General features: G+C 74.4%; 19 protein-coding genes. 5 read left to right on the top strand and 14 right to left on the bottom strand.

The features are described 5' to 3' along the window. Nucleotides 1–3 precede the first annotated feature (3 nt). From fmt to R2737_05285, 3 genes are all read right to left on the bottom strand, one after another. A complete protein-coding gene (fmt, locus tag R2737_05295) occupies nt 4–942 on the bottom strand; it encodes a methionyl-tRNA formyltransferase (GenBank protein ID MEZ5115669.1) in 939 nt (312 codons plus the stop codon). Nucleotides 943–944: 2 nt separating this feature from the next. Continuing rightward, on the bottom strand, nt 945–1,490 hold the full coding sequence (gene def, locus R2737_05290) for a peptide deformylase (GenBank protein MEZ5115668.1): 546 nt from the start codon (nt 1,488–1,490) through the stop codon (nt 945–947). Between the two features lie 162 nt (nt 1,491–1,652). Next, nucleotides 1,653–3,782: a primosome assembly protein PriA gene (locus R2737_05285; protein MEZ5115667.1), complete on the bottom strand. Its 2,130-nt coding sequence runs from the start codon at nt 3,780–3,782 to the stop codon at nt 1,653–1,655. 103 nt (nt 3,783–3,885) lie between these two features. Here R2737_05285 and R2737_05280 point away from each other — a divergent pair, with 103 nt between their 5' ends. The 5 genes from R2737_05280 (at nt 3,886) to R2737_05260 (ending at nt 10,027) form a co-directional block, all read left to right on the top strand. Continuing rightward, nucleotides 3,886–4,599, top strand: coding sequence for a Pr6Pr family membrane protein (locus R2737_05280; protein MEZ5115666.1), 714 nt, complete (start codon nt 3,886–3,888; stop codon nt 4,597–4,599). 187 nt (nt 4,600–4,786) lie between these two features. Then, on the top strand, nt 4,787–5,932 hold the full coding sequence (locus tag R2737_05275) for an acyl-CoA dehydrogenase family protein (protein MEZ5115665.1): 1,146 nt from the start codon (nt 4,787–4,789) through the stop codon (nt 5,930–5,932). Next, nucleotides 5,929–6,570 carry a TetR/AcrR family transcriptional regulator gene (locus tag R2737_05270; protein ID MEZ5115664.1) on the top strand — a complete coding sequence of 214 codons (642 nt, stop codon included), beginning with the start codon at nt 5,929–5,931 and terminating at the stop codon, nt 6,568–6,570. The genes R2737_05275 and R2737_05270 overlap by 4 nt, the downstream gene beginning before the upstream one ends. Continuing rightward, nucleotides 6,567–7,781 carry an acetyl-CoA C-acetyltransferase gene (locus tag R2737_05265; protein ID MEZ5115663.1) on the top strand — a complete coding sequence of 405 codons (1,215 nt, stop codon included), beginning with the start codon at nt 6,567–6,569 and terminating at the stop codon, nt 7,779–7,781. Before R2737_05270 ends, R2737_05265 begins: the two co-directional genes overlap by 4 nt. Before the next feature lie 56 nt (nt 7,782–7,837). Further along, nucleotides 7,838–10,027 carry a 3-hydroxyacyl-CoA dehydrogenase NAD-binding domain-containing protein gene (locus tag R2737_05260; protein ID MEZ5115662.1) on the top strand — a complete coding sequence of 730 codons (2,190 nt, stop codon included), beginning with the start codon at nt 7,838–7,840 and terminating at the stop codon, nt 10,025–10,027. A gap of 170 nt (nt 10,028–10,197) precedes the next feature. Here the strand turns inward: R2737_05260 and R2737_05255 are convergent, their stop codons facing one another. The 11 genes from R2737_05255 to carA all read right to left on the bottom strand — a co-directional run bounded on the left by R2737_05255 (nt 10,198) and on the right by carA (nt 21,588). Then, on the bottom strand, nt 10,198–10,737 hold the full coding sequence (locus R2737_05255; protein MEZ5115661.1) for a GNAT family N-acetyltransferase: 540 nt from the start codon (nt 10,735–10,737) through the stop codon (nt 10,198–10,200). 42 nt (nt 10,738–10,779) lie between these two features. Beyond that, nucleotides 10,780–11,976: a methionine adenosyltransferase gene (gene metK / locus R2737_05250; GenBank protein MEZ5115660.1), complete on the bottom strand. Its 1,197-nt coding sequence runs from the start codon at nt 11,974–11,976 to the stop codon at nt 10,780–10,782. 94 nt (nt 11,977–12,070) lie between these two features. Beyond that, nucleotides 12,071–13,336, bottom strand: coding sequence for a bifunctional phosphopantothenoylcysteine decarboxylase/phosphopantothenate--cysteine ligase CoaBC (coaBC, locus tag R2737_05245; GenBank protein MEZ5115659.1), 1,266 nt, complete (start codon nt 13,334–13,336; stop codon nt 12,071–12,073). Beyond that, nucleotides 13,333–13,602, bottom strand: a complete 270-nt coding sequence (rpoZ, locus tag R2737_05240; protein MEZ5115658.1) for a DNA-directed RNA polymerase subunit omega — start codon at nt 13,600–13,602, stop codon at nt 13,333–13,335. The genes coaBC and rpoZ overlap by 4 nt, the downstream gene beginning before the upstream one ends. A 28-nt stretch (nt 13,603–13,630) precedes the next feature. Next, on the bottom strand, nt 13,631–14,200 hold the full coding sequence (gene gmk, locus R2737_05235; GenBank protein MEZ5115657.1) for a guanylate kinase: 570 nt from the start codon (nt 14,198–14,200) through the stop codon (nt 13,631–13,633). Then, nucleotides 14,197–14,511, bottom strand: a complete 315-nt coding sequence (mihF, locus tag R2737_05230; protein MEZ5115656.1) for an integration host factor, actinobacterial type — start codon at nt 14,509–14,511, stop codon at nt 14,197–14,199. Before mihF ends, gmk begins: the two co-directional genes overlap by 4 nt. Next, nucleotides 14,508–15,227, bottom strand: coding sequence for an orotidine-5'-phosphate decarboxylase (gene pyrF, locus R2737_05225; GenBank protein MEZ5115655.1), 720 nt, complete (start codon nt 15,225–15,227; stop codon nt 14,508–14,510). Before pyrF ends, mihF begins: the two co-directional genes overlap by 4 nt. Nucleotides 15,228–15,234: 7 nt before the next feature. After that, nucleotides 15,235–16,293, bottom strand: a complete 1,059-nt coding sequence (locus R2737_05220) for a dihydroorotate dehydrogenase (protein MEZ5115654.1) — start codon at nt 16,291–16,293, stop codon at nt 15,235–15,237. Then, on the bottom strand, nt 16,290–17,147 hold the full coding sequence (locus tag R2737_05215; protein ID MEZ5115653.1) for a dihydroorotate dehydrogenase electron transfer subunit: 858 nt from the start codon (nt 17,145–17,147) through the stop codon (nt 16,290–16,292). The genes R2737_05220 and R2737_05215 overlap by 4 nt, the downstream gene beginning before the upstream one ends. Beyond that, a complete protein-coding gene (gene carB / locus R2737_05210) occupies nt 17,147–20,464 on the bottom strand; it encodes a carbamoyl-phosphate synthase large subunit (protein ID MEZ5115652.1) in 3,318 nt (1,105 codons plus the stop codon). The genes R2737_05215 and carB overlap by 1 nt, the downstream gene beginning before the upstream one ends. Then, nucleotides 20,464–21,588 (bottom strand): glutamine-hydrolyzing carbamoyl-phosphate synthase small subunit, encoded by a 1,125-nt coding sequence (carA, locus tag R2737_05205; GenBank protein ID MEZ5115651.1) that lies wholly within the window; start codon nt 21,586–21,588, stop codon nt 20,464–20,466. The genes carB and carA overlap by 1 nt, the downstream gene beginning before the upstream one ends. Nucleotides 21,589–21,603 lie beyond the last annotated feature (15 nt).

The following is a 21,603-nucleotide window of genomic DNA, read 5'->3' as shown; positions in this document are numbered from 1 at the left end:
TCGTCAGCCCAGCCGCTCGCCGGGCTCCGGGCGCACGCCACGGGCCCAGTCGGCGGCGGGCATGGCCCGCTTGCCCTGCGCCTTGACCTCGCCCAGGCGCACCGGCGCGGTCAGCGTGCCGACGACCACGTCGTGACGGCCCACGACCAGCTCGCCGGGACCCGGTGCCGGGTCCGGACCCGTGCCCGGTTCCAGCGGCACCACCGGCAGCAGCCGCAGCCGCTCCCCGCGGAACGTCGTCCACGCCCCCGGCGCCGGGGTGCAGGCGCGCACCAGCCGGTCCACGTGCATCGCCGGGGTGGCCCAGTCCACCTGCGCATCGTCCACGGTGATCTTCGGGGCGTACGAGACGTCGTCCCCGGACTGCGGGACCGGGCCGAGGGCGCCGGCCTCGATGCCGTCCAGGGTCGCCACGAGCAGGCCGGCGCCGCTGAGCGCCAGCCGGGAGAGCAGGTCCCCGCTGGTGTCGCGCGGCCCGACCTCCTCGGTGACCACGCCGAACACCGGGCCGGTGTCCAGGCCCTCCTCCAGCAGGAACGTGCTGGCGCCGGTCACCTGGTCGCCGTGCAGGACCGCGTGCTGCACCGGAGCGGCGCCGCGCCAGGCCGGCAGCAGCGAGAAGTGCAGGTTGACCCAGCCGAACCGGGGCACGCGCAGCGCCTCGGCCGGGATCAGGCCGCCGTAGGCCACGATCGGCGCGCAGTCGGGGGCCAGGTCGGCCAGCTCCGCGAGGAACTGCGGGTCGCGCGGCCGCGCGTACTTCAGGACCGGAACCCCCGCCTCCTCGGCGCGGGCCGCGACCGGGCTGGCGACCAGGCGACGGCCCCGGCCGGCGGGGGCGTCGGGCCGGGTGAGCACGGCCACGACCTCGTGGGCCGACGCCAGCAGGGCGTCCAGGGAGGGCAGGGCCACCTCGGGGGTGCCCGCGAACAGCACGCGCACGACTACATCCAGCGCGAGGACACCGGGTGCGGGCTGACCCGCACCTCGGGGGCCTGCTGGCCGAACCAGTCCGCCTCGCGGATGGCCTTCATCGCGGCCTTGCGGGTCTGCGGGTCGAGCCGGTCGATGAACAGGATCCCGTCGAGGTGGTCGGTCTCGTGCTGGACCGCACGGGCCAGCAGCTCCGAGCCCTCGATCGTCACGGGGTCGCCGTACATGTTCCAGCCCTTGGCCACGACCCGCATCGCCCGCGGCGTCTCGAACGACAGCCCCGGCAGCGACAGGCAGCCCTCCTCGCCCTCCTGCAGCTCGTCGGACAGGTCCAGGTCGGGGTTGACCAGGTGGCCCACCTCGTCGTCGACCCAGTACGTGAACACGCGCAGCGACACGCCCAGCTGGGGGGCGGCCAGCCCGGCGCCGGGGGCGTCGAGCATGGTGTCGGTGAGGTCCTGGACCAGCTTGCGCAGTTCCTTGTCGAAGGTGGTCACCGGGGCGGCGGGCGTGGTGAGGACCGGGTCGCCGAACAGGCGGATCTGCTGGACGGCCACGAGGCTCCGATCGGGTCGGGGGCGAACGGGACAGCAGTCTAGGGAGGGCGGCGCCCTTCAGCCGATCTCGACCGTCCGGCGGAGCCGGACGGTGAGCCGATCTCGACCGTCCGGCGGAGCCGGACGGTGAGCCGATCTCGACCGTCCGGCGGAGCCGGACGGCTAGCCGATCTCGACCGGGTCGACCCGGACCTCCACCGGCCCGGGGGCCCGCCGGGCGCTGCGCACCCCCGCGGCCTCCCGCAGCGCCGTCGCGAGCGCCGACCCCTCGGCCAGCGCTGCGGTCAGCAGCGCGCGGACCCGCGGCCCGTCGGCCGGGTCCGGCGCCGGGCCGGGCCCGGCCGGCGCCGGCACCGGGACCGGGCCGAGGACGCGGGTCCCCTCCGGCAGCCGGGCCAGGGCCAGCAGGTCCGCGACGGCGGGCCCCGCGCCGGTGAGCGCGGCCATCCGCCGGGCCGGGGGGAACCCGACGGCGGTGCGGTCCTCGAGCTCGCGCGCGGCGTACCAGCCCGCGTCCCAGCGGACCAGCGCCTGCACCGGGCGCAGCGCCGGGTCGGCGGTGACCACCACCGGCGCGCCGGGAGCCGCCAGGGCCGCGGCGCCCATCCAGCGGCGCACGGCCTCCTCCCCCGCGCGCAGGCCGGGGCGCTGCAGCAGCGCGGCCGCGTCGAGCAGCAAGACGGCGGCATAGCCCGCGGACGCGACCGGCTCGGCCCCCGGTGTGGCCACCACCAGCGCCGGCTCGGCGCCCACGTCGGACAGCACGTGCGGGCCGCCGCTGGTGCGCACGGGGACGCCGGGGAAGGCCCGGCCCAGTTCGTCGGCGGTGCGTGCGGAGCCCACGGTGACCGCGCGCAGCCGACGGTCGCCGCAGTCGGGGCAGGCCCAGTCACCGGCCGGGCGGCCGCACCAGCCGCACGCGGGGACGCTGTCGCCGGTGGCCATCGCGAGCGGCCCGGCGCAGGCGGCGCAGCGGGCCAGGGCCCGGCACCGCCGACAGGCCAGCGCCGGGACGTAGCCGGCCCGCGGTACCTGCACGAGCACCGGGCCGTCGGCCAGTGCCTCGCGGGCCGTGGTCCAGGCCAGGTGGGGCAGCCGGGCGCTGCGGGCCGCAGGGTCGCGGGCGACCGCGGCGTCGTCTCCGGTCGTGCGCACGCGCGGGGCACGGCTGCGCAGCACGGCGCGGTCGGGGTCGACCGCGCGGGCCCAGCCGGTGTCCACCAGCCGCTGGGCCTCCGCCGTGCGGGCGTACCCGCCGAGCACCAGCGCGCACCCGGTCAGGTGGGAGCGCAGCGCGAGCACCTCGCGGGCGTGCGGGTACGGCGCGCGCGGCTCGGCCAGCAGGTCGTCGCCGTCGTCCCACAGCACCGCGAGGCCGAGGTCGGCGACCGGGGCGAAGGCGGCCGCCCGGGTCCCCAGCGCGACCCGGACGGCGCCGCGGGACAGGGCCAGGAAGTGCCGGTAGCGCCGCTCCGGCCCGAGGTCGGCGGACAGGGTCACGTGCCGGTCCGGGCCGAGGCCGGCGGTCAGCGCGGCGTCGCACCGGGCCAGGTCGCGGGCGTCGGGGACCACCACCAGCACCCCGCGGCCGGCGTCCGCCGCGGCGCGCACCAGGTGCGCCAGCGGGGCGTACGGGTCGCCGCCGGGCAGCGCGGACCACACCGCGCGGGGACCGGGCTCGCCCCGTCCCCCCGCCGCCGGGTCCGCGGACGGTCGGGCCACCCGCTGGACCAGGGCGGCGCCGCCCAGGTAGTCCCGCCACGGCCCCGGGTCGGCGGGCGGGGGCCGGCCTGCGTCCGACGCGGCGGCCCCGGGAGACGTGCCGCCCGGGGCGCCGCCCGGGGCGGGCGGTGACGGCCGTGACTCCGCCCGGGCGTGCCGGGGCGGGACGGCCAGCCGCAGGACGTCGGCCAGCGTGCCGGCGTAGCGGTCGGCGACCTCGCGGGCCAGCGCCAGCACGTCGGGGGTGAGCACGACCTCGGGCGACACCGCCGCGGCGAGCGGCTCCAGCCGGCCCGGATGGTCCGAGACCGGCAGCCGCTGCAGGACGTAGCCGTCGACGCGCCTCCCGGCGAAGCGCACGCGGACCCGGCCTCCGGGCACGGCGTCGGCCGCCAGCGCCGCCGGCACGGCGTAGTCGAACGGGCGGTCCAGGTGCGGCAGCGGCACGTCCACGGCCACCCGGGCGACCGGGTCGACCTCGGCCAGCGGCCCCGGGCCCGCCGCGCGGGAACGGCCCGGCCGCCCCGCAGGACGCGGCCGGGCGGACCCGGTCGGACGGGCGGTGGGCACGCGGTGGTCCTATCACGCCGGACCGACGGCCCTGCGTGCCGCGTTCGTCCGTTCCGAGTGGGCCGAGGCCCCGGGCACGATCCGAACCCCTAGGGTCCCGCGCATGAAGCATCGCTCATGGATCGCCGTGAATGCCGTCAGCGCCTGGTTCGGCGTGCTGCTGTCGCTGACCCTCAACCTCAGCGGCTACTACGTCGACAAGGGCGACCCGTCCGAGCCCACCCTGCTGGGGAACGTACCCGGCGGGGTCGACACCCCGCTGGAGCGGTTCTTCGACTGGACGACGTACTTCACGATCCTCAGCAACGTCGTCGTGGTCGTGGCCGTGACGGCCCTGCTGGTGCGGCCGGACCTGTTCACCCGCGGCGGCCTCACCGGGACGGTCTGGCGCACGCTCCGGCTCGACAGCGTGCTGATGATCGTCATCACCGGCGTGCTCTACAACCTGCTGCTGGCCGACTGGAACAAGACCGGCTGGGACCTGCTGTCCAACCTCATGCTGCACGTGATCACCCCGATCGTCACCGTCGTGGTGTGGGTCGTGGCCGGCCCGCGCGGCCTGGTCCAGCCGCGGCTGGCGGTGACGGCCCTGGTGATCCCGCTGGGGTGGGCGGCATACGCCCTGGTGCGCGGGGCGGCGATCGGGGCGTACCCGTACCCGTTCCTTGACGTGCAGACGAAGGGGCTGGCGTCGGTCCTGGTCTTCGTGGCGGGGGTCGCCGTCCTCGGGCTGGCGCTCGGGCTGCTGGCGGTCTGGGTCGACCGACTGCTCGACCGCGGACGCCGGACCGAGGACGTCACCACCCCGTCCGCCTGAGTCGCCCTCTCCGCGGCCGCCCGGCCGCGCGCCTGCCCGCGAGAAGGTTGGCGGGATGCCGGGGTCCGGCGGGAGGCCCGGATTCGGCGAGGGCCGGGCGCACCGCGAGCGGCCCCGGTCTTGCGGACCGAGCGCTCGCTCGGGCAGAGTGGGGGTCACCTCCCCCTCCCGGACCCAGGAGCCGTCGATGCTGCGTGACCTCTTCACCCCCGAGCAGGACGAGTACCGCGCCGTCGTGCGCACGTTCTGCGAGAAGGAGATCGAGCCGCACCTGGCCGAGTGGGAGGAGGCCGGGATCGCCCCCAAGGACCTCTACCGCCAGCTCGGCGCACTCGGGGCCACCGGCATCCAGATCCCCGAGGAGTACGGCGGCGGCGGCGAGGAGACCTTCCGCTTCAACGCGATCCTGGACGAGGAGCTGGCCCGGCTCCCGGTCCACCTCGGCGGCATCGGGCTGCACCTGGACATCGTGGTGCCGTACCTGCTGGAGCTGGCCACGCCCGAGCAGCGCGACCGCTGGTTCCCCGGCATCGCCTCCGGCGACCTGGTCACCTGCATCGGCATGACCGAGCCCGGCACCGGCTCGGACCTGGCCGGCATCTCCACGACCGCCGTGCGCGACGGCGACCACTACGTGGTCAACGGCGCCAAGACGTTCATCACCGGCGGGGTCAACGCCGACCTGGCCGTCGTCGTGGTCCGCACCGGCAAGGCCGACGACCGGCGCGGCGGGCTGAGCCTGCTCGTGGTCGAGGACGGCACGCCCGGCTACGACCACAGCCGCAAGCTGCACAAGCTCGGCATGTGGGCCACCGACACCGCGGAGCTGTTCTTCGACGACGTACGGGTGCCGGTGACGAACCTGCTCGGCGAGGAGGGCAAGGGGTTCGAGTACCTCACGATGAACCTGCCGCAGGAGCGCCTGTCCATCGCCGTCGGCGCCGTCGCCGCGTCGCAGGCCGCGATCGAGCGGACAGTGGCGTACGTCCACGAGCGGCACGCCTTCGGCAAGCCGATCGCGTCGTTCCAGAACACCAAGTTCGAGCTCGCGTCGATGGCCGCGGAGGTCGAGGCCGCGCAGGCGATGGTGGACAAGGGCATCGTCGAGCTCGACGCGAAGCGGCTGACCGCGGCCGACGCCGCGAAGCTCAAGCTGTTCACCACCGAGCTGCAGGGCCGGGTCATGGACCGCTGCCTGCAGCTGTTCGGAGGCTACGGCTACATGCAGGAGTACCCCATCGCGAAGATGTACGCCGACGCCCGCGTGACGCGGATCTACGGCGGCACCAGCGAGATCATGAAGGTGATCATCGCGCAGGCGATGGGCCTGTGACCGCTCCCGCAACCGCGGAGCCGGCACTGACGCCGGTGCTGTCGGCGGCCGCCGCCGCGTTCGCCGAGCACGGCTACCACGGGGCCTCCGTACGCGACATCGCCGCGCGCGCGGGACTGAGCGTGCCGGGGATGTACCACCACCACGCCAGCAAGCAGGACCTGCTGCGCGCCCTGATGGAGGGCTCGGTGGCGGACCTGCTGGACCGCAGCAAGGCCGCGGTCGAGGCGGCCGGCGACGACCCGGTCGCCCGGCTGTCCGGCCTGGTCCGGACCCTGGTGGGCTTCATGGCCGAGCACCGCGAGCTCGCGGTGCTGCAGGCCGAGGCGCGCTACCTCGAGCCGGACAACTGGCGGCGCTACGTCGCCCTGCGCGACGAGCAGCAGGCGCTGTTCGCCGACGCGATCGCCGACGGGCAGGCGGCCGGCGCGTTCGCCGGCGCGCAGCCCACCGACGACGTCACGCGCGCCGTGCTCACCCTGTGCCTGGGGGTGGCCACCTGGTACCGCCCCGACGGCCCGTTGGACCCGGCCGGGCTGGCCGACCAGTACGTCGGCTTCTGCCTCGGCCTGGCCGGATGCACCTCCGGCTCGACCTCCCCACGCCCCCGAACCCGTTCCCGGAAGGACGTCCCGTGACCACCGACGCGTACCTCTACGACGCGATCCGCACCCCCCGCGGGCGCGGGAAGAAGTCCGGCTCGCTGTACGAGGTGAAGCCGGTCACCCTCGTCGAGGGCCTGCTGCACGAGATCCAGCGGCGCAACCCCTCCCTCGACCCCGAGCGGATCGACGACCTCGTCCTCGGCGTGGTCTCCCCGATCGGCGACCAGGGCGGCGACATCGCCAAGGCCGCGGCGCTGGCCGCCGGCCTGCCCGACGTGGTGTCGGGGGTGCAGCTCAACCGGTTCTGCGCCTCCGGCCTGGAGGCCGTCAACCAGGCCGCCGCCCGGGTCCGCTCCGGCTGGGAGGACCTGATCCTCGCCGGCGGAGTGGAGTCGATGAGCCGCGTTCCGATGGGCAGCGACGGCGGGGCCTGGGCGATGGACCCGGAGACCAACCTGCAGACCTCCTTCGTGCCGCAGGGCATCGGAGCGGACCTGATCGCGACCATCGAGGGCTTCACCCGCGACGACGTCGACGCGTACGCACTGCGGTCGCAGACGCTCGCGGCGAAGGCCTGGGCGGACGGCGCGTTCGACCGCTCCGTCATCCCGGTGCTCGACCGCAACGGGCTGATGGTGCTCGACCGGGACGAGCACATCCGCCCCGACACCACCCCGGAGGGGCTGGCCGCGCTGCCGTCGTCGTTCGCCACCATCGGCGACATGGGCGGCTTCGACTTCGTCGCGCTGCAGAAGTACCCGTCGGTGCCCGCGATCGACCACGTGCACACCGCCGGCAACTCCTCCGGCATCGTCGACGGCGCGGCGCTGGTGGCCATCGGCTCCGAGCAGGTCGGCAAGGACCTCGGCCTGACCCCGCGGGCCCGGATCGTGTCCGCCGCCGTGAGCGGCTCCGAGCCGACCATCATGCTCACCGGCCCCGCGCCGGCCAGCCGCAAGGCGCTGGCCAAGGCGGGCCTCACCGCGGACGACATCGACCTGGTCGAGATCAACGAGGCGTTCGCCGCCGTCGTGCTGCGGTTCGTGCGCGACCTCTGGCTGCCCGAGGAGAAGGTCAACGTCAACGGCGGCGCCATCGCCATGGGCCACCCCCTCGGCGCGACCGGCGCCATGATCCTCGGCACCCTGGTCGACGAGCTCGAGCGCCGCGACCTGCGCTACGGCCTGGCGACGCTGTGCGTCGGCGGCGGGATGGGCATCGCCACCGTCGTCGAGCGGCTGTGACCGGCGCGCTCCCCCCGACCCCTCCGACCACCCCCGACCCCGGGAGCCACGACCCCATGACCGAGACCCCCGCCCCCGCCTACATCCGGTGGACCGAGGAGGACGGCATCGTCGTCCTCACGCTCGACGAGCCGGGCAAGTCCGTGAACACCATGAACGAGGCCTTCGGTCTCGCCCTCGCCGAGGTGCTGCAGCGGCTGGACGAGCAGAAGGACTCCCTGCGCGGAGTCGTCATCACCTCCGCCAAGTCGACGTTCTTCGCCGGCGGCGACCTCAACGAGCTGCTGGCCGTGGACGACGCGGCCGCGTTCTTCGCGCACATCACCGAGCTCAAGGCGCTGCTGCGCCGGCTGGAGACCCTGGGCGTCCCCGTGGTCGCCGCCATCAACGGCACCGCCCTGGGCGGTGGGCTGGAGCTGGCGCTGTCCTGCCACCGCCGCATCGTCGTCGACGACCCGAAGATCGCCCTCGGCCAGCCGGAGGTGCAGCTCGGGCTGCTGCCCGGCGGCGGCGGCATCGTCCGGCTGGTCCGGATGCTCGGCCTGCAGAAGGCCCTGACCGAGGTGTTGCTGCAGGGTCGCAACATCGCGCCCCGCAAGGCGCTGGAGCTCGGCATCGTGGACGAGCTGGTCGGGTCCCCCGACCAGCTGCTCGACGCCGCGAAGGCGTGGATCGCCACCGGGCCCGAGCCGGTGCAGCCGTTCGACCGCAAGGGCTACAAGATCCCCGGCGGCACGCCGTCCACCCCGGCGCTGGCGATGATGCTGCCCGCGTTCCCCGCCACCCTGGTCAAGCAGCTCAAGGGCGCCCCGTACCCGGCCCCGCGGGCGATCATGGCCGCGGCGGTCGAGGGCGCCCAGGTCGACGTGGACACCGCGCACCGGATCGAGTCGCGCTACTTCACCGAGCTGGTCACGGGCCAGATCGCCAAGAACATGATCACCGGGCTGTTCTTCGACATGCAGCGGATCAAGTCCGGCGGCAGCCGGCCGCAGGGGCCGGAGCGGTGGCGGGCCACCCGGGTCGCGGTGATCGGCGCCGGGATGATGGGCGCGGGGATCGCCTACGCGTTCGCCCGCAAGGGCGTCGACGTGGTCCTCAAGGACGTCAGCCTGGAGGCGGCCGAGCGCGGGAAGTCGTACTCGCAGAAGCTGCTCGACAAGGCGGTGTCCCGCGGGCGGATCACCGAGGCGCAGCGCGACGAGACCCTCGCGCGCATCACGCCCACCGACGACTACGCCGCGATCGCCGGGTGCGACCTGATGGTGGAGGCGGTGTTCGAGGACCCATCGCTGAAGACGTCGGTCTACGCGGAGGCCGAGCCGCTGCTGGCCGGCGACGCGCTGCTGGCGTCCAACACCTCGACGCTGCCGATCACCGGGCTGGCGGGCGGGGTGACCCGGCCCGAGGACTTCATCGGACTGCACTTCTTCTCACCCGTGGACAAGATGCAGCTGGTCGAGATCATCGTGGGCGAGAAGACGTCCGACGCCGCGCTGGCGCGGGCCTTCGACGTCGTGCAGCAGATCGGCAAGGTGCCGATCGTCGTCAACGACAGCCGCGGCTTCTTCACCAGCCGCGACATCGGGATGATGGTGCACGAGGGCCTGGCGATGCTGGGCGAGGGCGTCGACCCGATGACCCTGGAGCGCGCCGCCACCCAGGCCGGGTTCCCGGTGGGCGTGCTGCAGCTGGTGGACGAGCTCACGCTGACGCTGAACAAGCGGATCTCCGACACCACCCGGGCCGAGCTCGCGGCGGAGGGCCGGGACCCCGGTCCGGCGCCCGGGGACGCCGTGCTCGCGGCGATGGTCGAGACCGGCCGGGTGGGGCGCTCCACCGGGGCCGGGTTCTACGACTACCCCGAGGGCGGCGGGAGGGTGATCTGGACCGGTCTGGCCGAGCTGTTCCCGCCGGCGGCCGGGCAGATCCCGGTCCGCGACATCCAGGAGCGGCTGCTGTTCGCGATGTCGCTGGAGGCGGTGCGCTGCCTGGACGAGGGCGTCCTGCGCACCGTGGCCGACGGCAACGTCGGCTCCATCCTCGGCATCGGGTTCCCCCCGTGGACCGGTGGCGCGCTGCAGTACGTCGACGGGTACGAGGGCGCCGACGGGTCCCGCGGGGTCGCCGGCTACGTGGCCCGGGCCGACGAGCTGGCCGCGGCGTACGGCGCCCGCTTCACCCCGCCGGACTCGCTGCGCGAGCTCGCCGCCGCCGGCGGCCGCCTGGCCGCTGCCCACGCCTGACCGCTCCCCCGACCCACCCCAGCCCGGGCACCGCCCCGGTCCCGACCCCCCCTGCTTTCCCCGACGGAATGAGTCCAGGCGTTGCTTGGGGCCCGAATTTCGAGCTCCAAGCAACGTGGGGACTCATTCCGTCGCGGTGTGAGGGGTGCGGTCAGGGGGCGGGGGTGCGGCTAGGGGGTGGTGACTCCGGGGGTGCGGTAGAGGACGTGCGGGCGCAGCGGGTGGTCCGGGGGCAGCGCCGGGTGGTCGAAGTCCCCCGCGGGGTCGTGCACCAGCCCGACCCGCTCCATCACCGCCCGTGACGCGCGGTTGCCGGCGGTCGTGAACGACACCACCTCGGGCAGTCCGGCGCCGTCGACGGCGTACGCGAGCGCCGCGGCCGCGGCCTCGGTGGCGATCCCGCGCCCCCACCAGGCGGGGTCCAGCCGCCAGCCCACCTCGACCAGCGGGTCGGCACGGTGCGCGAACGGCGGCGCGAACCGCGGCACCACCAGCCCGGTGAACCCGACGATCGGCGCGGCTCGGCCGTCGTCGTCGACCACCTCGACCGCCCAGCCGGTGAACCCGTGGCGCCGCTCTTGCTCGGTGAAACGGTCCACCAGCGCGTCGCTGGACACCCGGTCCACCGGGCCGCCGAGCCACCGCCAGACCCGGGGGTCGGCGTTCAGCCGCGCGAACGGCTCGCGGTCGTCGTCACGCCAGGACCGCAGCAGCAGCCGCGGCGTTCGCAGCTCCAGGTGCGGACCCCCTGGTCAGAGCCCGGCGGCGGAGCGCAGCGCCTCGACCCGGTCCGCGCGCTCCCAGGTGAACTCCGGCAGCTCGCGGCCGAAGTGGCCGTACGCGGCGGTCTGCCGGTAGATCGGGCGCTTGAGGTCCAGGTCGCGGATGATCGCCGCGGGCCGCAGGTCGAAGACCTCCCGCACCGCCTGCTCCACGTGGGCGTCCGGCACGACGCCGGTGCCGAAGGTCTCCACGAACAGCCCCACCGGGTGCGCCTTGCCGATGGCGTACGCCACCTGCACCTCGCAGCGGGTCGCCAGGCCGGCGGCGACGACGTTCTTGGCCACCCAGCGCATCGCGTAGGCCGCGGACCGGTCCACCTTCGACGGGTCCTTGCCGGAGAAGGCGCCGCCGCCGTGCCGGGCGAAACCGCCGTAGGTGTCCACGATGATCTTGCGCCCGGTGAGCCCGGCGTCGCCCATCGGGCCGCCGATCTCGAACCGGCCGGTGGGGTTGACGAACAGCCGGTAGTCGGAGGTGTCGAGCTCGAGCTCCTCCACGATCGGGTCCACGACGTGCTTGCGGACGTCCGGGGTGAGCATGTTGTCCAGGCTGATGTCCTTGGCGTGCTGCGTCGACACCACGACGGTGTCGAGCCGCACCGGGCGGTTGTCCTCGTCGAACTCGATGGTCACCTGGGTCTTGCCGTCCGGCCGCAGGTACGGGACGGTGCCGTCCTTGCGCACCGCGGACAACCGCTCGGCCAGCCGGTGGGCCAGCGAGATGGGCAGCGGCATCAGGGTGGGGGTGTCGTCGCAGGCGTAGCCGAACATCAGGCCCTGGTCGCCGGCGCCCTGGCGGTCGATCGGGTCGGCGCTGTGCCCGACCCGCTCCTCGATCGCGTCGTCGACGCCCTGCGCGATGTCGGGCGACTGCTTGCCGATGGACACCGAGATGCCGCAGGACTCCCCGTCGAAGCCCTTGACCGACGAGTCGTAGCCGATGGTCAGGACGACGTCGCGGACCAGCTGCATCACGTCGGCGAAGCCGGAGGTGGTGACCTCGCCCGCCACGTGCACCTGACCGGTGGTCAGCATGGTCTCCACGGCGACCCGGCTGGACGGGTCCTGGGCGAGCAGGTCGTCGAGGATGGCGTCGCTGATCTGGTCGGCCATCTTGTCCGGGTGGCCCTCGGTGACCGACTCGGACGTGAACAGGCGATGGGACACGCTTCTCCCCTGGCGGTGGTGCGGACGGGCGTCGCGCGAGTCTAGCCCGCGGCCGCGGGCGGGCGGCCCGGGGCGTCAGCCGGTGGCGGCGGCGTCAGCCGGTGGCGGCGTCGTCGGCCCAGCGGGCGACCACCGCGTCCCACACCGCGTCGGCCAGGGACTCCTTCGGTCCGAGCGGCACCTCGGTCGCCGACCCGTCCGACGCCAGGATCACCGCCGCGTTGTCCGGCGTGCCGAAGGCCTTGCCGCCCCCGACCTCGTTGACGACGAGCAGGTCGCAGCCCTTGCGGGCCAGCTTCGCCCGGCCGTGGTCGAGCACCGAGCCGCCCGAGTCACCGGTCTCGGCCGCGAACCCGACGATGACGGGAGTGGTGCGCCCGGTTGCGGACCGGTCCGCGACCAGCCCGGCGAGCACGTCCTCGGTGCGCTGCAGGACCAGCGGGTCGGGCTCGCCGGACTCCGACTTCTTGATCTTGTCGGCGGCGTAGGCGGCGGGCCGGAAGTCGGCCACGGCCGCGGCCATCACCACCGCGTCGGCATCCTGCGCGGCCTTGTGCACCGCCTCGGCGAGCTCGGCGGCGGTCTCGACCCGGGTCACCTCGGCACCCGCGGGGTCGGGCTGGTCGACGTTGGCGGCGACCACGACGACGCGGGCCCCGCGGGCGGCCGCGGTCGAGGCGAGCGCCCAGCCCTGGCGGCCGCTGGACCGGTTGCCGAGGAACCGCACCGGGTCCAGCGGCTCCCGGGTCCCGCCGGCGGACACCACGACGGTGCGGCCGACCAGGTCCGCGGGCAGTCCGCGGCGGCCGCGGGCCAGGGCGTGCCGGGCCACCGCAGCGATCGCCTCGGGCTCGGGCAGCCGGCCCGGCCCGGAGTCGGCGCCGGTGAGCCGGCCCACCGCGGGGTCGAGCACGACCACGCCGCGCTCGCGCAGCAGGGCCACGTTGGCCCGGGTGGCCGGGTGCTCCCACATCTCGGTGTGCATGGCCGGCGCCAGGACGACCGGGCACCGGGCGGTCAGCAGCACGGACGTGAGCAGGTCGTCGGCCATCCCGTGGGCGGCGCGGGCCAGCAGGTCGGCGGTGGCGGGGGCGACCACCACGAGGTCGGCCTCGCGGCCGAGGCGCACGTGCGGGACCTCGTGCACGGACTCCCAGACCTCGGTCGCCACCGGGCGGCCGGACAGGGCGGCCCAGGTGGCCTCGCCGACGAAGTTCAGCGCGGCGCGGGTGGGGACGACGGTGACGTCCAGGCCGGACTCGGCGAGCAGGCGCAGCAGCGTGCAGGCCTTGTACGCGGCGATGCCGCCGGCGACCCCGAGGAGGACGCGCGGCGGCGGGGGCGGCGGCCCCTCGCTCAGGGGGTCGTCTCCTCGACGGGCTCGGAGGTCAGCAGCTCTGCGTCGATCTCGCGCAGCGCGATCGAGAGAGGCTTCTCCTGCACGTGGGTCTCGACCAGCGGTCCGACGTACTCCAGCAGGCCCTCCCCGAGCTGGGAGTAGTACGCGTTGATCTGGCGCGCGCGCTTGGCGGCGTAGATGACCAGCGAGTACTTCGAGTCGGTCTTGGTCAGCAGGTCGTCGATCGCGGGATGCGTGATGCCCTCGGGGCGGGTGGAGCCGGACACGGGGATACCCAGGGCCTTCCGGAAGGGGTCAGGGAGAACCCAGTAATGCTAGCAAGGCTTCGCCGGCCTCCTCGACCGACGAGTTCACCACGGTCCGGTCGAACTCCGGCTCGGCCGCCAGCTCGACCCGCGCGGCGGCCAGCCGGCGCTCCACGACGTCCGGCTCCTCGGTGCCCCGGCCGACCAGCCGGCGGACCAGTTCGTCCCACGACGGGGGCGCCAGGAAGACCAGCAGCGCGTCGGGCACCGCGGCGCGCACCTGGCGGGCCCCCTGCAGCTCGATCTCCAGCAGCACCGGGGTGCCCGCGGCCAGCCGCTGCTCCACCGGGCCGCGCGGGGTGCCGTACAGGTGGCCCGCGAACTCGGCCCACTCCAGCAGCTCGCCGGCCTCGGCCATGGCGGCGAAGCGGTCGCGGCTGACGAAGAAGTACGTCTCCCCCTCGACGTCACCGGCCCGGGGCGGGCGGGTCGTGGCCGACACCGACACCCACAGCCGCGGCTCCCGCCGGCGCACCCAGTCCACGACGGTCGACTTGCCCACCCCGCTCGGCCCCGACAGCACGACCAGCCGGGCGCCGCCGGCGTCGGCGGGGCTCACGGCGCGAACTCGCGCTCGAGCGCGGCGACCTGGTGGGGGCCCAGGCCCCTGACCCGCCGGCTCTCCGCGATGCCCAGACGCTCCATGATCTGCCGGGCCCGGACCTTGCCCACGCCGGGCATGGACTCCAGCAGCGCGGTCACCCGCATCCGCCCGACGACGTCGTCGGACTGCCCGTCGCGGATCACGTCGGCCAGGGAGGCGCCGGAGTGCTTGAGCCGGTTCTTCACCCGGGCCCGGACCACGCGGGCCTCGGCGGCCTTCTCCAACGCGGCCTTCCGCTGCTCGGGGGTCAGCGGCGGCAGGCTCATCCGGCACGCTCCCGGAGGTCGGCCGCGATCCGTCCGGCGGCCGCGGCGGGGTCGGGGTCAGCGGTGATGGGGCGACCGATCACGAGGAGGTCGGCGCCGTCGGCCAGCGCCTGCTCGGGGGTCGCGACCCGGCGCTGGTCGCCCAGCGCGCCGCCCGCCGGCCGCACGCCGGGGGTGACCAGCAGGACGTCCGGACCCACCGCGGCACGGATGGCGGCGACCTCCTGGGGGGAGCAGACGATCGCCCGGGCGCCGGCACCCACGGCCAGGACCGCGAGCCGGACGGCCGCGTCGACGGGCGGCCCGGCCAGCCCGATGGCCGCGAGGTCCTCCGCGGCGAGCGAGGTCAGCACGGTCACGGCAGTGACCCGGGTCCCCGGCAGCGCCGCGGCGGCCGCCTCGACCATGGCCGGCCCCCCGGCCGCGTGCACGGTGAGCAGGTCCGGCTCGAGGTCGGCGACCGCACGGGCGGCGCCGGCCACGGTCGCGGGGATGTCGTGCAGCTTCAGGTCCAGGAACAGCGCGCACGGTGCCCCGGCGTCGCGGGCCGCGTCGCGGGCGGCGGCCACGGCGGCACGGCCGTCGCGCAGGTAGGCCTCCAACCCGACCTTGAGGGTGGACACGTGCGGTGCCACCGCGCCGGCCCAGCGGGTCGCGGTGGCCAGGTCGGGGGCGTCGAGGGCGACCGCGACCGGGGCGCGCCCGTCACCGGTCATCCGCCGGTCACCACCCGTCCTCCTCGAGCAGGTCGTCACCGAGCGGGTCCGGGCGGTCCTCGTCCGGCGCGCCCACGGGGGCCACGTCGGCCGGACGGTGCGCGTACGACACCGCCTCGGCCACCGAGTCGAAGCCGCGCCGGGCCAGCGCCACGGCCAGCTCGCGGTGGACCCGTGCGGGGGCCGACGGGTCGTGGAACACCGCGGTGCCCACCGACACCGCACTGGCGCCCGCGAGCAGGAACTCCAGCGCGTCCAGCCCGGTGCGGATCCCGCCCATCCCCAGGATCGGCACGTCCGGCAGTGCCTCGCGGACGTCCCACACGCAGCGCACGGCCACCGGCCGGATCGCCGGCCCGGACAGGCCGCCGGTCACCCCGGCGACGACCGGGCGCATGGTGTCGTGGTCGATGACCATGCCGAGCAGGGTGTTGATCATGGACAGCCCGTCGGCGCCCGCGTCCACGCAGGCCCGGGCGATCTCGGTGATGTCGGTGACGTCGGCCGTCAGCTTGGCCAGGACGGGTACGCCCGGGGCGGTGTTGCGCCGCACGGTGGAGATGACGGCCGAGGAGGAGGCCGCCTCGCAGGCGAACACCTGGCCGCGGTCCTCGACGTTCGGGCAGGAGATGTTGACCTCGATCGCGACGATGTCCGGGACGTGCCGCAGCTTCTGCGCGAGCTTGGTGTATTCGTCCACCGAGTGACCGGCGATGGACACCACCGCCCGGGCACCCCGGTCGCGCAGCCAGGCCAGGTCCCGCTCGATGAACGCGTCGATGCCCGGGCCCTGCAGGCCGATGGAGTTGAGCATCCCGCTGGGCGTCTCGGCCATCCGCGGCGTGGGCCGGCCGGAGCGCGGCTTGAGCATGATGCTCTTGGTGACGACGGCGCCGATCGAGGTGATGTCGAAGAACTGGTCCAGCTCCCGCCCCGCGGCGGCGCAGCCGCTGGCGGTGAGCACCGGGCTGGGCAGGACCGCGCCGGCCAGGTCGGTGGACATGTCGACGTCGGGGACCGCCTCCGGCTCGCGCCGAGGGGTCCGGGAGATCACGGCGCGGGTCATCGCTCGTCCTCCGGCTCCGGGCCGCCCCAGGTCCCGACGGGAACGGTACCGACGTCGTCCCAGCGGACCCGGTCGCCGCGGAACACCGGGCCGTCGACGCAGGACCGCAGCATCCGGGTGACACCGTCGTCGCCGACGACCGGGAGCACGCAGGTCATGCACACGCCGATGCCGCAGGCCATGGACTCCTCGACCGCGCACTGGCTGTAGGCGCCGCGCTCGGAGGCGATCCGGGCGACCGAGGCCAGCATCGGCATCGGCCCGCAGGCGTAGACCACGTCCGCCCGCACGCGGTCCATGACGCCCGGGAGCACGTCGGTGACCCGGCCGCGCTCCCCCACGGTGCCGTCCTCGGTCGTGAGCGTCAGCGTCGCGGCCATCCGCTTGGCGTCGAGGACGCCGAACATCTTCTCCTCGGTCGAGGCGCCGAGGACGACGTCGACGCGGCAGCCGCGGGCGCGCAGCTGCTCGGCGAGCATGAACAGCGGGGCCGAGCCGTAGCCGCCGCCGACGAGCACGCAGGTGACCGGCTCGCGGGGCAGGGCGAACGGGCGCCCGAGCGGCCCGACCACGTCGATCGGGTCGTGCCGGTGCCGCTCGGCCATCCAGCGGGTTCCCTTGCCGTGCACCGAGAAGACGATGTCGACGGTGCCGCCGTAGACGCCCCGGGACTGCACCCGGTGGATGGAGAACGCGCGGCGCAGGAGCATCCCGGTGTCCTCCCCGCCGATGGCGAGGGCGACGAAGTGCCCGGGTCGGGTGGCCTCGGGGATCCCGGGGGCTGTGATCGTCATGACGTGGTACATCCCCGCCCGACGAAGCCCCAGCACCTCCCCCTGAACCTGCACCGGCATCAGCCGACCACCTCTCCCGTGTCTCCCGGCTCGGCCGCACGCAGGGCGGCGAGGTCGGCAGCGTATTCCTGCAGGGACCGTACGCCCACGTCGCCCGCGGTCAACGCCTCAATCCCCTGCACCGCCGCCGCCAGGCCCTGGACCGTCGTGATGCACGGCACGCCCTTGACCACCGCGGCGGTGCGGATCTCATAGCCGTCGAGGCGGGGGCCCACGCCGAACGGGGTGTTGACGATGAGGTCGACGTCACCGGCGAGGATCGCCTGCACGGTCGTGGGGGTGCCGTCGGCGCCGGGGCCCTGGCGCTGCTTGCGCAGCAGTCCCGCCCTCAGGCCGTTGCGGCGCAGGATCTCGGCGGTCCCCGCGGTGGCGAGGATCTCGAAGCCGAGGTCGGCCAGCCGCTTGACCGGGAACACCATGGACCGCTTGTCCCGGTTGGCCACCGACACGAACGCCCGACCGGTCGTCGGCAGCCCGCCGCTGTAGGCCGCGGCCTGCGACTTGGCGTAGGCGGTGCCGAACTCCAGGTCGATGCCCATCACCTCGCCGGTGGACCGCATCTCCGGCCCGAGCACGGTGTCGACGCCGTGGAACCGACCGAACGGCAGCACCGCCTCCTTCACCGCGATCGGGGCGCCGATCGGCAGGGTCCCACCGTCCCCGCGCGCCGGCAGCATGCCCTCGCGGCGCAGCTCCTCGATGGTGGCGCCCAGCATCACCCGGGCGGCCGCCTTCGCCAGGGGCACGGCGGTGGCCTTGGACACGAACGGCACGGTGCGGGACGCGCGCGGGTTGGCCTCCAGCACGTAGAGCACGTCGCCGGCGAGGGCGTACTGCACGTTGAGCAGTCCCTTCACGCCGACGCCGCGGGCGATCGCCTCGGTCGAGCGACGGATGCGCTCGATCTCCGCGTGCCCCAACGTGATCGGCGGGAGAGCGCAGGCGGAGTCACCGGAGTGGATGCCCGCCTCCTCGATGTGCTCCATGACGCCGCCGAGGAACAGCTCCTCGCCGTCGAACAGCGCGTCGACGTCGATCTCGATGGCGTCGTCGAGGAAGCGGTCCACCAGCACCGGGTGCTCGGGGTTCACCTCGGTCGCGCGCTCGAGGTAGGACTCCAGCATCTCGTCGTCGTAGACGATCTCCATGCCTCGCCCGCCGAGGACGTACGAGGGACGCACGAGCACCGGGTAGCCGATCTCATGGGCGATCCCGACGGCCTCCGCGAACGACGACGCCGTGCCGTGCTTGGGTGCGGGCAGGCCGGCCGCCGCGAGCACGCGGCCGAACGCCCCGCGCTCCTCGGCCAGGTGGATCGACTCGGGGCTGGTGCCCACCACCGGGACGCCGGAGTCCTTGAGCGCCTGGGCGAGGCCGAGCGGGGTCTGCCCGCCGAGCTGCACCACGACGCCGACGACCGGACCGGTGGCGGCCTCGGCGTGGTAGACCTCGAGCACGTCCTCCAGCGTCAGCGGCTCGAAGTAGAGCCGGTCGGAGGTGTCGTAGTCCGTCGACACGGTCTCCGGGTTGCAGTTGACCATCACGGTCTCGAACCCGGCCTCGCGCAGGGTCAGGGACGCGTGCACGCAGGAGTAGTCGAACTCGATGCCCTGCCCGATCCGGTTGGGCCCGGAGCCGAGGATGAGGACCTTGTCCCGCTCCCCGGCCTCCACCTCCGTCTCCTCGTCGTACGACGAGTAGTGGTAGGGCGTGCGCGCGGCGAACTCGGCCGCGCAGGTGTCCACGGTCTTGTAGACCGGCCGAATGCCCAAGGCGTGCCGGACCCCGCGCACGACGTTCTCCGGCAGGCCGCGGATCTCGCCGAGCTGCTTGTCGGAGAACCCGTGCCGCTTGGCCAGCCGCAGCAGGTCCGGGGACAGCTCGCGGGCGGCGGCCACCTGCTCGGCGACCTCGTCGATGAGGCGCAACTGGTCGAGGAACCACGGGTCGATGCGGGTCGCCTCGTGCAGCCGCTCCACCGACGCCCCGGCCCACAGCGCGCGCTGCACGTCGCGCAGCCGTCCGTCGTAGGGGGTGCGGACCCGCTCGACCAGCGCGTCGACGTCGATCGCGTCCCGGTCCCCCGCCCAGCTGAACGTCGCGTCCTTCTTCTCCAGCGACCGCAGCGCCTTCTGCAGGGCCTCGGTGAAGTTGCGCCCGATGGCCATAGCCTCGCCGACCGACTTCATCGTCGTGGTCAGGACCGGGTCGGCCTGCGGGAACTTCTCGAACGCGAACCGCGGCACCTTCACCACGACGTAGTCCAGCGTCGGCTCGAACGACGCCGGCGTCTCCTGGGTGATGTCGTTGGGGATCTCGTCGAGGGTGTAGCCGACGGCGAGCCGGGCGGCGATCTTCGCGATCGGGAACCCGGTGGCCTTCGAGGCCAGCGCGGAGGACCGCGACACCCGGGGGTTCATCTCGATGACGATGATGCGGCCGTCGTCGGGGTTGACCGCGAACTGGATGTTGCAGCCGCCGGTGTCGACCCCGACGGCTCGGATGATGTCGATGCCGATGTCGCGCAGCCGCTGGTACTCGCGGTCGGTGAGCGTGAGCGCGGGTGCGACGGTGATCGAGTCGCCGGTGTGCACGCCCATCGGGTCGAGGTTCTCGATGGAGCAGACGACGACCACGTTGTCGTTGCGGTCGCGCATCAACTCCAGCTCGTACTCCTTCCAGCCGAGGATCGACTCCTCCAGCAGGACCTCGGTGGTGGGGCTGGCCTGCAGCCCGGCGCCGGCGATCCGGTGCAGGTCCTCCTCGTCGTAGGCGAACCCGGAGCCGGCGCCGCCCATGGTGAACGAGGGCCGCACCACCACCGGGTAGCCGAGGTCCTCGACGGCGGCGAGCACCTCGTCCATGGTGTGGCAGATGGCCGATCGGGCGCTCTCGGCTCCGATGGAGGCGACGATCTCCTTGAACAGCTCGCGGTTCTCGCCGCGCTCGATCGCGTCGACGTCGGCGCCGATGAGCTCCACGCCGTAGCGCTCGAGCACGCCGTCGCGGTGCAGCGCCATGGCGGTGTTGAGCGCGGTCTGTCCGCCCAGTGTGGGCAGCAGCGCGTCCGGCCGCTCCCTGGCGATGATCTTCTCGACGATCTCCGGGGTGATCGGCTCGACGTAGGTGGCGTCGGCGAACTCGGGGTCGGTCATGATCGTCGCCGGGTTGCTGTTGACCAGCACCACGCGAAGCCCCTCGGCCCGCAGCACCCGGCAGGCCTGGGTGCCGGAGTAGTCGAACTCGCAGGCCTGGCCGATCACGATCGGGCCGGACCCGATGACCAGGACCGACCGCAGGTCCTCGCGGCGCGGCATCAGCGCTCGCCCCCCATCAGGTCGACGAACCGGTCGAACAGGTACGCGGCGTCGTGCGGGCCGGCCGCGGCCTCCGGGTGGTACTGCACGCTGAACGCCGGTGCGTCCAGGCAGCGCAGCCCCTCGACCACCTGGTCGTTGAGGCACACGTGGCTGACCTCCACCCGGCCGTACGGGGTGTCGACCGCCCGGTCCAGCGGCGCGTCCACGGCGAAGCCGTGGTTGTGCGCAGTGACCTCCACCTTGCCGGTGGCGCGGTCCTGCACCGGCTGGTTGATGCCCCGGTGGCCGTACTTGAGCTTGTAGGTGCCGAAGCCGAGCGCGCGGCCGAGGACCTGGTTGCCGAAGCAGATGCCGAACAGCGGGGTTCCCGCGGCCAGCACCGACCGGACCAGGGTGACGGCGCGGTCCGCGGTCGCCGGGTCGCCGGGGCCGTTGGAGAAGAACACCCCGTCGGCGCCCACGGCGGCGAGCTCGTCCGCGGTGGTGCCCGCGGGGAGCACGTGCACCTCGATGCCGCGCTCGGCCATCCGGTGCGGCGTCATCCGCTTGATGCCGAGGTCGACCGCGGCCACGGTGAAACGGCGCTCCCCGATCGCGGGCACCACGTACGCCTCCCGGGTGGTGACCTCGTCGGTGAGGTCCGCGCCCTCCATCGGCGGGCTGTCGAGCACCCGCCGCACCAGGGCGTCGGGGTCGGCGGCGGCCGCCTCCCCGCTGAACACGCCCACCCGCATCGCCCCGCGCTCGCGCAGGTGCCGGGTCAGCGCGCGGGTGTCGATGCCCTGGATGCCGACGACGCCGTAGTCGGACAGCTCGTCGGCCAGGCTGCGGCGGGCCCGCCAGTTCGAGCTGACCCGGGAGGGGTCGCGCACGACGTAGCCGGACACCCAGATGCGCCGGGACTCCGGGTCCTCGTCGTTGACCCCGGTGTTGCCCACGTGCGGGGCGGTCATGACGACCACCTGCCGGTGGTAGGACGGGTCCGTCAGAGTCTCCTGGTAGCCGGTCATCCCGGTGGAGAACACCGCCTCGCCGAACGTCTCGCCGACGGCGCCGTACGCCTCGCCGCGGAACGACCGGCCGTCCTCGAGCACGAGCACGGCCGGGGTGGGTGCCGCCATCTGCTCCGCCTTCCC

The organism is Candidatus Nanopelagicales bacterium, from assembly GCA_041393815.1.
In the GTDB taxonomy this organism is placed as follows: Bacteria; Actinomycetota; Actinomycetes; order S36-B12; family JAWKJK01; genus JAWKJK01.
The sequence above is the reverse complement of the archived record's forward strand: the minus strand, read 5'-3'. Positions and strand labels throughout refer to the sequence as shown.